This window comes from Bacillus sp. DX3.1, from assembly GCF_030292155.1.
In the GTDB taxonomy this organism is placed as follows: domain Bacteria; phylum Bacillota; class Bacilli; order Bacillales; family Bacillaceae_G; genus Bacillus_A.
The window spans coordinates 1690169-1703374 of record NZ_CP128153.1 but is presented as its reverse complement, the minus strand read 5'-3'; the positions used below and the strand labels follow the sequence as shown (position 1 = coordinate 1703374).

Annotated in this window: 8 protein-coding genes, 1 riboswitch and 1 other annotated feature; of the genes, 2 read left to right on the top strand and 6 right to left on the bottom strand. The window is 36.5% G+C overall.

Translation table 11 applies throughout. The features are described from left to right. Positions 1 to 22: 22 nt before the first annotated feature. On the bottom strand, positions 23 to 283 hold the full coding sequence (locus tag QRE67_RS08485) for a transposase (protein WP_286125222.1): 261 nt from the start codon (positions 281 to 283) through the stop codon (positions 23 to 25). Between the two features lie 641 nt (positions 284 to 924). Next, positions 925 to 1111: riboswitch (Lysine riboswitch) on the top strand. Between the two features lie 231 nt (positions 1112 to 1342). On the opposite strand from QRE67_RS08485, the gene QRE67_RS08480 reads away from it, so the two are divergent. After that, positions 1343 to 2572, top strand: a complete 1230-nt coding sequence (locus QRE67_RS08480) for an aspartate kinase (RefSeq protein WP_286124453.1) — start codon at positions 1343 to 1345, stop codon at positions 2570 to 2572. A gap of 478 nt (positions 2573 to 3050) precedes the next feature. Here QRE67_RS08480 and QRE67_RS08475 read toward each other — a convergent pair whose 3' ends face one another. The 5 genes from QRE67_RS08475 to QRE67_RS08455 form a co-directional block, all read right to left on the bottom strand. After that, on the bottom strand, positions 3051 to 5066 hold the full coding sequence (locus QRE67_RS08475; RefSeq protein WP_286124452.1) for a class I SAM-dependent methyltransferase: 2016 nt from the start codon (positions 5064 to 5066) through the stop codon (positions 3051 to 3053). Positions 5067 to 5771: 705 nt separating this feature from the next. After that, a complete protein-coding gene (gene asnA / locus QRE67_RS08470) occupies positions 5772 to 6755 on the bottom strand; it encodes an aspartate--ammonia ligase (protein ID WP_286124451.1) in 984 nt (327 codons plus the stop codon). 70 nt (positions 6756 to 6825) lie between these two features. Continuing rightward, positions 6826 to 7087, bottom strand: a binding site (T-box leader). 412 nt (positions 7088 to 7499) lie between these two features. Continuing rightward, a complete protein-coding gene (locus tag QRE67_RS08465) occupies positions 7500 to 8471 on the bottom strand; it encodes an HD domain-containing protein (RefSeq protein WP_286124450.1) in 972 nt (323 codons plus the stop codon). A 107-nt stretch (positions 8472 to 8578) separates the two neighbouring features. Continuing rightward, complete coding sequence (locus tag QRE67_RS08460; protein ID WP_286124449.1) at positions 8579 to 9178, bottom strand: kinase; 600 nt, start codon at positions 9176 to 9178, stop codon at positions 8579 to 8581. A 70-nt stretch (positions 9179 to 9248) separates the two neighbouring features. Further along, positions 9249 to 10199, bottom strand: coding sequence for a nucleoside hydrolase (locus QRE67_RS08455; protein ID WP_286124448.1), 951 nt, complete (start codon positions 10197 to 10199; stop codon positions 9249 to 9251). Positions 10200 to 10919: 720 nt separating this feature from the next. On the opposite strand from QRE67_RS08455, the gene QRE67_RS08450 reads away from it, so the two are divergent. After that, complete coding sequence (locus QRE67_RS08450) at positions 10920 to 13109, top strand: Ig-like domain-containing protein (RefSeq protein ID WP_286124447.1); 2190 nt, start codon at positions 10920 to 10922, stop codon at positions 13107 to 13109. Positions 13110 to 13206: the final 97 nt, after the last annotated feature.

Sequence of the window (13206 nt, the reverse complement as noted above, 5' to 3'; positions counted from 1 at the left end):
ATACTTTCTATTATTTGGTTCATCACCATAAGTTGTAGTTGACATGTTTGAATAAGCTACCAGTTTCAAGACGAATTCGCAATTTGAATCGTTCCATGTTGCGATAGCCGTAATCTCGACGCTTGAGTAGCTTGATTTTATTGTTTGTTCCTTCTGTAATCCCATTTGAATAAGGATGGATGGCACAGGCAAGGAATGCTTCTTTTCGACTCAAAAGTGTTTTCGCAATCTTCCTCATAACGGCACTCGGTCCAAATGTGAAGCTGTCAAACCATTGTTGAATGCGTCACTCTGCCATGCAGTTTATCCAGCTTTTCAAAGCAAAACGGAGGTGCTGAAGGGATTTTGTATTTACATAATCCGTCTTAGCAAAAGTTGAGTTATTTATAAAGTGAAACTTCAATCAGTGGGGGTTTTCTTCATCCCCCACTGATTATTAACCCGCAAATAGCGTATGTAAAATCACCGTTTCTCTTTAGTACGCTTGATTTACAAGTGCTTGCTTAATATTATGCATAGTGAAGAAATATTCATTCCCCTATTAGCTTAGGATATGCATAGAAATTTCTTATTACTCTATATATCCATTTTGATTTTTCGACATATAAGCCGCGGCTATAGATAACAAAAGGTGACCTACACCCGTTTTCTCTCTTTGTTTTCACTATGTCTGGCGCAGGAAAAGGATCTGACCGCTTCTATGCATGAACGGATGCTCTCTCCCACCTAAAAAGAAAGGTTTTATGTCGGTTTTTTAATTTGTATTTATATAGTTCAGCTTCTCAGTGATAAACCTATTATTTTTTCAATAATAATAGGTTCAATATTCTGAATATTAATGAACCACTTGATTTCCTGAAATATTTTCATTATTATAAAACAAATGTTACCAATAACTTCATAAACCAAACACTCTCGCCCAAAACGTGAGATAGAGGTTGCAACGCTTATAAGTATTCTAAAGGAGACACAGAGATGTCGATGAATTTAGAAGAAAGGAAGTGTTGCCGAAATTGATAAGTTTCTCTGCACATATCAATTGGGGCTGTTTTCGAATAGAAACAGAACTGTCATATATACAGACGTGTATGTATGAAGAGCTATCTACAAAAAAGAGATATCACATTTTATATGATATTCCCTTTTTTGGCGGTTTTTTTATTAGCTCCTTTTTCTGTTTCCCTTTTCCTGTAACAGCACCATCCTCACTTATTTGAGATGGTGTTTTTTTATTTTCTTTCCGGTAACTACAGGAATAAAGGGGATTTCTAGATTTCTCTCTTATGTGTTGTCACACCTTTCCTGACCTTTTAACAAATATGGACGAAAGAAGGAATATGCAATGGAAACGATTGTTCAAAAATTTGGTGGTACTTCAGTCGGAAGTATTCAGCGCATTCAACATGTAGCAGATTTAATCATTGAAGAATATGAGCGAGGGCACGGTGTTGTCACTGTTGTCTCCGCAATGGGGAAAAGCACCGATGAATTAGTTTCACTAGCTACTGCTATTACGGAAAATCCTAGCAAACGTGAAATGGACATACTTCTGACAACTGGTGAACAAGTAACCATTTCCTTATTAACAATGGCACTACAAGCAAAAGGTTATGCGGCAATTTCACTAACAGGATGGCAAGCTGGTATTACAACAGAATCTGTACATGGTAGTGCACGGATTACTGATATTAACCCAGAACGCATTCAATCATATTTACAAGAAGGAACAATTGTAATTATCGCTGGTTTCCAAGGATTAAGTGAAGAAAAAGAAATTACAACACTTGGCCGCGGTGGCTCTGATACAACTGCCGTTGCATTAGCTGCTGCACTTAAAGCAAAAAAATGCGATATTTATACAGATGTAACAGGAGTTTACACGACCGACCCACGCGTTGTAAAAGACGCTTATAAACTAGATGAAATTTCTTATGATGAGATGCTAGAACTGGCAAATCTCGGTGCTGGCGTACTTCATCCACGTGCAGTTGAATTTGCGAAAAATCATAACGTAATATTAGAAGTTCGCTCAAGTATGGAACAAGAAAACGGAACAATCGTAAGGGGAGAATGTAACATGGAACAACAATCAATCGTAAAAGGTATTGCATTTGAAGATAATATTACACGCGTAACTATTAAAGGATTAGAGCAAGGCTCACTTGCAACCATCTTCTCTACATTAGCTAATGCTCACATTAATGTTGATATCATTATTCAAAGCATTACAAATGAAGGAACTGTACATTTATCCTTCTCTATTCATTCCAATGACTTAAAAGAAACACTAGCAGTATTAGAACAAACTCAAAAAGCACTTCACTATGAATCTGTAGAGCATGAAAATCATTTAGCAAAAGTATCAATCGTTGGATCAGGTATGGTGTCCAATCCAGGTGTTGCTGCTGACATGTTCTCTACATTAAAAGAAGAAAATATTCATATTAAAATGGTAAGTACATCTGAAATTAAAGTATCTGTCGTTATTGATCGCCTTCATTTAGTGGATGGTGTAGAAGCACTTCATCAATCGTTTATGGCAAAAATTCATCCAATGTTACAAACAAATTAACTCTATAATCGTTTTCATATATAACAACAAAGAGTATCTTCTTTGTTGTTATTTTTATGCCATAAAATGAAACTTCCATCAGTGATTTTTTTCTTCATCCGCCACTGATAATTAGCCTTCACCAATCGGTTTTTTACGGGCAGTTATCCCCCGCCTACCTTCTTTGTTTCTCTCTGAATCTTGAGTAGCGGGACAAAAACTTTCTTACACACATTCTCAAACAATTCCCAATTCTTTTATGCAGTGAAACTTTAATCAGTGGGGGTTTTCTTTATCCCCACTGATTATTAGCTCTCACCTCTCTTCTTTAGTTTCCTTATAATCTTGAGGTAGAGGCCTTACTACACGCAAATAGCGGGATAAATTACAATAAAAAATATGTAAAGGCGGATACATAATGCGCACAGAAAATATCCTTTTAGTAGATGATGAACAAGGAATATTAGACATGCTTTTCTTTCACAAAATTTTTTTCGATTTAGCTTTTCTCAAACACTAGTAAACATGTGCTACTTGGTAATGACTTCTGTTCACCATGTTTATCATACAGTGTGACCTTGGGAGAGAGATGTTCTTTGTAACCTGCTAAGAGATACTGTTTCGATTCTATCACCTTTACATTCTCTGAACCTACGACATCCTCTATAAAATCAATATACTCTTGAAGTGTGAATACACCAAATTGTTCTTGTACTTCATGCGGATACGCCTCTTGTCCCCACGTATATGTATATAAAAATTCCATTGCATCGTTTATCGGCATACGTACTCTCTCCACACTCAACACCTCTACAGCAATTTGGCGCCCTTTAAAATCACGTTGATAATTTCGCAAGAAAGGCATCGCCGTTTCATCATGAAAATGCAGTTCACACCATTCATCACTTTCTGTTTTTACTCCATCCCTTATAATCCAACGCCCACCAGGCTCTAAAACTTGAAAGACACTCTCCACTAATCTTTTCATTGTGGCAATATTGAACTTCTTGCCGTCTGTTTCTCCATATGAAAAGATTTCATGATTCACAGAACCGCAATGAACAGTAGAAATGCTTTCTGGTTCGAAGGTATCCGCAAGATTTAAAGCATCCCCTAACGTTACATCCCAACCGTGTCCCTTTTCGTATTTATCATTTGTTAACTTCTCAATTACGTTTTGTGATAAATCCACACCAATAATCGACTTATCAGGATAAGCCTCTTTGAATTTATTCATCATGGCGCCCCCGCCAGGACCAATTTCTACTATCGTATCTCCTACAACATACGGAAGAACAGCAGCTTTTTCATCTACATTTCCATTCATATGTGCAAGATACTCTTCTTCATTTTCCAAGCGATCAAACGCATCGCGGCGTAAACCAAATATTTCACATAACATCATGACAGCTTGCTCATAATGAGCATTATTTTCTTTTTTACAAGCTAAACAAAATTCAATTAGCGTTTTTCCAACTTCACTCGTTCCAAACCCAACTGTCAACACATTTTCTGTTTCTGTTAATTCTGGATACATTTCTGTTTTTGGTATATGACTTATATTCAGCAATTCGACCAGCGATACACTTCGAAGTACCTTTTCAATCGCACGTTTGGCATATATATTTAAGTGTCTCTCTCCGTCTCTCTCATAATACAGTGCATCCATAAGAGGCTGAAAACTAATATGGTCCACATTCGTATGAATGGCACGTTGATATGTTAAAGCGAATACTTTTACGAATTCTTCAAAATTGAAGTGAGTTAATGCCGCTTCTACATACCAAAGGTCATAATGAAATAAAGTAGTAAACATTTCTTCCAGCGCATCATTCATGATTACAGCATATTCTTGTTCAAAGTGCTTATCATTGGGAGAAGCAACGGTACGTAACCGGCGAATTCGTTCCTTCACACTATATTCGACAAGTTCTCCGCAGAGAATCTGATCAATACGTTCATATACATCACCTTGTACTCGCCCCCATAGCTCAGACGATACCCCAGTAATAATGCACTCATTTAAAACTCGAAGTACTTCTCGAAGTTCCTCTATCTGAATCATTCCCTGCTTCCATAATCTCACCAATTCTTCATGGGAACTCATGGATACTTCTCCTCGCAGAACTTGTCCTACCAAGCCATGTGTACGGATGAGAGCAACCGTTACATCATCATATGGAAAATAACGTCTATAAATCCAAGCTGAGTCTTCATTATGCGCCAAAAACGAAACCCCTAATTCTTTCCACTTATTACGTTGTGTAACAGAACCACACTTTGATACTTCGCTCCAGCATAGAACAGTTTCCACACGTAAACGAATACCATATGACACATCCATCTTTTCCAAATGCCGCAGCGTTCGTTCCACATAATCTAATGCACTACGATAATTCCGTTCTACACTTACAGTTCCGTGTTCTTCTAATAAAAATCCCAACCATAAATTCGCTTCTTTGACATGTAAGTTTCCCCTTTGTGCTTCTTCTATTGCTCGTAAACTGTGTAACATATTCTTCTCCTCATTTCTTTCCATATTTAACATTTAGAAACATCAATGAAACAAATAATTAGCCCGCTTCCCTAATATGCTTATTGTTTTCCCTTTATTCTACCGTTTTGGCATACTACACATTATATCTATATAAATACAAATTAAAAAAACCGACATAAAACCCTTCTTTTTAGGTGGGAGAGAGCATCCGGCCATGCATAGAAGCGGTCAGATCCTTTTCTTGCCCCATGCCAAGTGAAAACAAAGAGAGAAAACGAGTACGGGTCACCTTTTGTTATCCATAGCCGCGGCTTATATGTCGAAAAACCGAAATGGATTTATATATTTTAACGTTACATCCGTTTCTATCAATTTCCAGTCTATCATACAATTGTCTTCCTTATCTTTTGACCCCTTATCATGTTTCATTTTTATAAAACTCGACAAAAAACACCCAAAATAATCAAGTGCCTCGTCTCGATTGTTCATCCTTCTACAGAAAAACGGAAGAGAATCTCATCGGTATGAGAAAAGACATTCTTGGATATTTTGGGTGTTTTGTATATTGATTCCACAAAACAACGTTAAGTTACTTCATTATATAGTAAAAACTACTAAATCTTAGCTGTACAAACCTTGTAAGAATTATTACTTATTTTTTAAGAAATAGAAAACGACTCATCTAAAATAAATCTTTTTTACTTAAGAGATTTCTTTCCTCTTTTAAAACAAATGAATGTTTTCCTTTTTACATGCTTCACGCAAATCATCAGGCCATACAGAAGTTTGAACTTCACCAATGTGTGCCTTGCGTAAGAAGTACATGCACATTCTCGATTGTCCAATACCACCGCCTAGTGTAAGAGGAAGTACATCTTCTAAAATCCCTTTATGAAAATCGTAGTCACGTTTGAAATCTTCACCTTTTTTTGTTAATTGTTCGTCAAGCGATTTACTATCAACGCGAATACCCATCGATGATAATTCAAATGAAGCTTGTAATACTGGATGCCAGAATAAGATGTCTCCGTTTAATTTCCAATCGTCATAGTCAGAGGCACGTCCGTCATGTTTTTCACCTGAACGAAGTACATCTCCAATTCCGATAATAAAGACTGCGCCATGTTCTTTTGCGATTGCATGTTCACGATCCTTCGGTGTTAATTCTGGGTATTTATCTTCTAGCTCTTGAGATGTGATAAATACGATATCTTCCGGTAAGTACTTACCAAGGAACGGATATTTTTCAAATAAATGATCTTCTAAATCTTTAAATATTCCATAAATTGTTCGTACTGTTTCTTGTAAGTAATCCACTGTACGCCATTCTTTTTGGACGATTTTTTCCCAGTCCCATTGGTCAACATAAATGGAATGTGTTGCATCAAGTTCTTCATCACGGCGAATCGCGTTCATGTTTGTATATAAACCTTCACCAGCTTCATATCCGTATTCATGTAATGCAAATCGTTTCCATTTTGCTAGTGAGTGTACAATTTCTAACTCTTCTCCTGAATGCAGCATATCAAATTCAATTGGACGTTCCACACCGTTTAAGTGATCGTTTAAGCCTGACTTTTTCGTTACGAATAACGGTGCAGAGACGCGGAATAACTCCAGGCGTTTTGCTAATTGATCCTCAAAAAATGTTTTAACTTCCTTAATTGCGATTTGTGTCTCTCTTACTGTCATTAATGATTGATACATGTTGTTTTCCTCCTAAAATGTTTGGATGTAGTGGAAAGAAACCAATAAAAAAAGCCCTTCTTTCCCAAAAAACTGGGACGAAAGGCTTTGGTTCCGCGGTACCACCCAAATTAGCAACAGAGGTTGCTCACTTATTCAGTACGGAGATTAGAGAGATCTCGATACTGTTCTTCTTGTAACGGCGAAGTACCCGGCTAAGTCTACTTTCCCTCTAAAGGATTTCGGTTAGCGACTCCAGGAGGTTCTTCATAACAGGCTTCGTATCAGGCTCACACCGCCCCCGATTCGCTTTGACTACGTCCTATTACTACTCTTCCTTTCACAGTCGTTTTGTTGTTACATCTCTGAAACATTTTATTAATGATTATTCTATACAAAAAAATAAAAAAGTCAACAAAAAATTTAAAAATGTGTTTCAATTCTTTATATTATGGCTTTATTAATAGATTGTGTTAATACCGATATTTTTATGCAACCATTGAAAAAGGAAGTCTTTACGAGGCTATCTTTCGTCTCATAATCAAGGCCCCACCTATATAAATACAAATTAAAAAACCGACATAAAACCCTTCTTTTTAGGTTGGGAGAGAGCATCTGGCCATGCATAGAGGCGGTCAGATCCTTTTCCTGCCCAGACATAGTGAAAACAAAGAGAGAAAACGAGTGCAGGTCACCTTTTGTTATCCATAGCCGCGGCTTATATGTCGAAAAATCAAAATGGATTTATATACATGTAACGAAACCCTACGCATCTAGAACTTTAACAAATGTTCCTTTTAATGATTTTCCCAAAGCTTTTTGGTTTAATTCTACTACTTTATTAGAAAGTTCTGTAGCCTTCCTAAGTTGACTATTCCCTACAAGAACTAAAGGGTCAATGATTCGGACCTTTTTCTTTTGATGTATGTCATAATCATCTTCATTGCTTATCACTTTCTTATCAAGATTCCTTATTCTACTTAAAACTTCATCATCACGACTATTAAGCAACTTCTTCCATACAGTAAAATCATCTAATAATAAATCATTCAATTGAATGATTTGCTTCTTCATCGCTATTTTTAATATATCTGTTAGCATAGCATATCCATATACGTTTAATGGATGCAGAAAAAAGTCAATCACTTCGGTATAATAAGCTTCTACAAACCATTCTGCTGCATCAATAGACTCCACACATATTTTTTGGTCAATGATTCTTAAGGTATCTACAAAATAGGAAACTTTGTCTAAAGGAATCATGTTATACGTAGCCAAATCACGAAGTGTATAGTCTATGCGGTCTGCACAAAGCAAAGGGAGTGGCTGTTCTAATAAAGACCATCTTTCTATCGGTAATATAGATTCAAGTTTAATCCCATGTTCCTTTAAAACGGAAGGAATTTCAGATGACATAAGAATTTCCTCAAATATTTGTTCATGATAATTTTGCTCTGCATTATCTAAAACAAAGTCTACTACATGAGAAAAAGCTGTATGCGAAATATCATGCAATAATCCTGCTATTTGTTCTTCCATAGAGCCACCTAACTTTTTGATTAATAACATGACACCAACAGAATGATCAAACCGAGTTACATTCCATTTTGAATTTACTAAATAACTTGCTCCACCTTGATGAACATTTTTAAGTCTTTGAATGGGTTTAGTATAGATCAATTCTGCAAGAACTGGCTCTAAAACAAAATCTCCATAAATAGAATCTTGAATTCTCATAGCAAATCAGCCCCTTCCTTTTATCACCAATCCAAAATGAACAGGATATACAAAGTTAATTTACATAAGACCTCACTCTCGGCAATTAGCTCTTTATATCGATTTTACTATGCTTCTAAAACTAAATTAGCCCGTTCCTTAGGGAATTCAGTTTTTAAATAATGCTCTTCCGCCGTCCAGTACCTTTGTTTGAACTTTGCAAGATTTTCTTGTGTGTATTTACTTTCACGGGAAAACCTTTGGTCTCGTGGACAATCTAAATAAACTAAGCAATCAAAGGAGTCTTTCCATTCTTTACGCTGTAAAAAGACGCCCTCAATTATGATAACTCCTGTTTCAGGCAGTGCTATATTCTTAATTTCATGTGTATCCATTTTACTTTCATAGAAAGGAAGACGGATCCCTTTAGATGTTTTTAAGATTTTAAATAAATTGCCTTGCAGCCATTTTACATCCCATTGTAAGTAATAATGTTCAAACCACTCTTCATTACCAGTATTGTAACATTTTTTTCGCTCAACGATGTGATCATCTATGTGAAAGATAGATACATGAATTAATTCTTCCTGAAGTTTTTCACTAAGTTTCTTCACAAGTGTTGTCTTTCCTGAGCGACTTAGGCCATCTATCCCTAAGATAAATCTTGTACCCGTTTTGACCTTTGGAATTATTTCTAACAAACGTAACAGATTATACTCTTGTGTCATTCAGTCTCTCCTATTTGTATGTATTTTACATAACGCCCGTTATCGAAAGCTTCACTTTATCTAACATGCGCTACAGTCTCTTCTTTAAGAAGGTTTCCATAATATCTCTCCTAAATCTTTCATAATCAAACTGAAAAGCCACACTATGTGTTTTATAACCTGGATTTGTCGTAAAACGAAAATCGGCAATACTTTGACCGAACCCCTCTCCTTGATCAGGTATTACTTTAATAGGTACTTTTGAGAGGCGAACCGCATCTGGGTTTAACAGATACCATATTGTTACAAAGTCATGCACAGGACTTCCTTGTATATCGGGATTCGATTTAGAGTAGAAATTATAATAGTAATCCAACATAGGTTTAATGATGAGTCCTACTGGATCCTGTGTGTTACGATGAAACGCATCGATTTGTTGTACCATTTCAGGTGTAACAATCGCGCTTTGCGTAACGTTTAACGGAATAATTGTCAAATTCTTAGCATACTGCAGAATTAGATTTGCTGCATAAGGATCTGAGTAAAAGTTAGCTTCTGCCACAGCTGTCACATTTCCGGGATAAAAAAAAGCCCCTCCCATACAAATGTATTCCTTCACATCCTGCATCTTAGCTAAGTTTAAAACAAATGCGGTTGCCAAAGAAGAAAGTCTTCCTAGATTAATAATGGTTAGATTGTCCAAGTTGGAATCTATAATCTGATAAATATCATGAATAGGATAAACAGACGAAGTGATCTGAGGAGGAATAATAGGTCCTAGCCCAGCTTCCCCATGCACTTCTGGAAAAGACTTAACAGCTATACCTGTTAAAGGGACAGAAGCACCAAGAAAAACAGGTATCTCCTGCCTTCCCCCAATATACTTTAAATAGTTAATATTCCATATAGCCTTTTCCCTTGATACATTTCCATAGTCAGCTACAATGCCTACCAGTTGAATATCCTTACGAAAAAAGGTGTATAAAATAGCAAATGCGTCGTCAATTCCTAAATCCGTAAACAAAAGAACTTTTTTTTGCATATGTCTTCCTCCAAAACCTATAGGATTTTAAATCTATTAAGTGGATAATAGATTTGTACTATGTTTTTAATATATTTTATGTATTTTTAAATAGTACATTCTGTTTATTAATGACTATATATCCTATATAAATACAAATTAAAAAACCGACATAAAACCTTTCTTTTTAGGTGGGAGAGAGCATCCGGCCATGCATAGAAACGGTTAGATCCTTTTCCTGTCCCATGCCAAGTGAAAACAAAGAGAGAAAACGAGTGCAGGTCACGTATTGATATTCAATGTATCTAGAAAAAACCCTTCAGATTGATTACTGAAGGTTTTTTTCATTCACATAATCCATGTTAACGGAAATCAATCCACTAACACCAATCGTTTATTAAAAAATGTCGAAGCGCTACCTCTTAATGTTGAAAAAGAAACTGATGATTATAAAGTGAAACTTTAATCAGTGGGATTTTCTTTATCCCTACTGAAAATTAGTCCTCACCAATTGGGGTTTTTTGGACAGTTTATCCCCCACCCAACTTCTTTTCTTCTTGTCGAACTTTGAGGTCGGGAGATTACTACCCGTTAATGTGGGATACAAAAATCACCACATCACACTATGGGATAGTATTCCTTTTTTCTACAGTGCCCCCTCAAATTATAGAAAAATACCAATCTATTATGATAAAATGAACTATATAAATATTGAAATTAAATAGATTGGAGAATAAAAGAATGAAATCACTCTTACTGAGAGCAGGGTTATTGACTTGTTTAATGCTCCTGAGTTGGTCTTATGAAGAAGCCTCTGCAGAGTCAACATGGTCATCCAAATGCGGACCGTATGGTGAAATTAAGCCGAATCAAAATCCCTCTCTCCAACATATGAATTGCTTGCTGACAAATGCAGCATTAGAAGCAAAGATACCTCCCGAAGTTGTAAAAGCCGTGGCCACACAAGAAAGTGGTTGGAAACAATTTGATGGAAATGGCCAGCCTATAATCGCACAAGATGGCGGAATCGGCATTATGCAAATTACAAATCAAACAAAATATGATCAACAAAAATTGAAATACGATATCTACTACAATATTCAAGCAGGCGTTGAAATTCTTAACAGCATGTATCGTAGTACGACTCTTCCTAAAATAAAAGCTGCTGGACCAGAGATAATTGAAAATTGGTACTTCCCTGTCATGGCTTACAACGGCATAAAGCCTGTAAACAGCCCTCTTTATAAGTCCAGTGGTAAGAAAAATCTAAACGCTTATCAAGAAAGAGTCTTTGCTATTCTTGAACAATACAGTTTTTTAAATGATACAAAATTAGGTCAGTTCCCTTTCAGTACAGCTGATTTTGAATATGATCCCAACAGCGACAAAAATATTGTTCTCAAAAAGAAGGAATACACATTAACTAACCCGACACATGCTTCTGTATACCATTTTAAAACGGGGGACAATGTATTAGTAACAAGGGACAATGTAAATTTAAGATCACAACCTAGTTCTTCTTCCATTGGAAATCCATTAGCTAAAAATACTAACTTGATTATTCAAGGGGATTTTTCATATGACAAATCTTTAAACAGTAAAAATCAATTTGTATGGTACCCAGTTAAAACCGCAGATCAAAAATTAGCAGGTTATATATCTTCTGCTTACATTACGAAAAAGTCAGATACGCCTTTAGCCCCAAAAGTGAATATAGTCACGAATAAAGACACAGCGGTAACAGGAACAGCTAAACCTAATACAAATGTGTATGTAAAAATAGGCTCAACTATTATCGGTAGAGGGAAAGTGAACTCGCAAGGAGCATTTTCAATTACCGTCCCTGCTCAAAAACTAGGGACGAAAATCAGTGTAGTAGTAATGGATGGCGCTGGGAATTACAGTCCGTACACAACGGTAACTGTGCAAAACAAGACGGCTCCATTAGCTCCGAATGTGAATAAAATTACAGCTAAAGACACAGCGGTAATCGGAACAGCTAAACCTAATACAAATGTGTATGTAAAAATAGGCTCAACTATTATCGGTAGAGGGAAAGTGAACTCGCAAGGAGCATTTTCAATTACCATCCCTGCTCAAAAACTAGGGACGAAAATCAGTGTAGTAGTAATGGATGGTGCTGGGAATTATAGTCCGTACACAACGGTAACTGTGCAAAACAAGACGGCTCCATTAGCTCCGAATGTGAATAAAATTACAGCTAAAGACACAGCGGTAATCGGAACAGCTAAACCTAATACAAATGTGTATGTAAAAATAGGCTCAACTATTATCGGTAGAGGGAAAGTGAACTCGCAAGGAGCATTTTCAATTACCATCCCTGCTCAAAAACTAGGGACGAAAATCAGTGTAGTAGTAATGGATGGTGCTGGGAATTATAGTCCGTACACAACGGTAACTGTGCAAAACAAGACGGCTCCATTAGCTCCGAATGTGAATAAAATTACAGCTAAAGACACAGCGGTAATCGGAACAGCTAAACCTAATACAAATGTGTATGTAAAAATAGGCTCAACTATTATCGGTAGAGGGAAAGTGAACTCGCAAGGAGCATTTTCAATTACCATCCCTGCTCAAAAACTAGGGACGAAAATCAGTGTAGTAGTAATGGATGGTGCTGGGAATTATAGTCCGTACACAACGGTAACTGTGCAAAACAAGACGGCTCCATTAGCTCCGAATGTGAATAAAATTACAGCTAAAGACACAGCGGTAATCGGAACAGCTAAACCTAATACAAATGTGTATGTAAAAATAGGCTCAACTATTATCGGTAGAGGGAAAGTGAACTCGCAAGGGGCATTTTCAATTACCATCCCTGCTCAAAAACTAGGAACAAAAATCAGTGTAGTAGTAATGGATGGTGCTGGGAATTATAGTCCGTACAAAGTAATCGTAGTAAGTAATTGAATTACGCAAACCAATTAAAGAGAAAGGCACTCATTTGAGTGCCTTTTTTCATTATTTGGATACAAATTTATATTTTCTTGATGGCGATGCGCCGGAC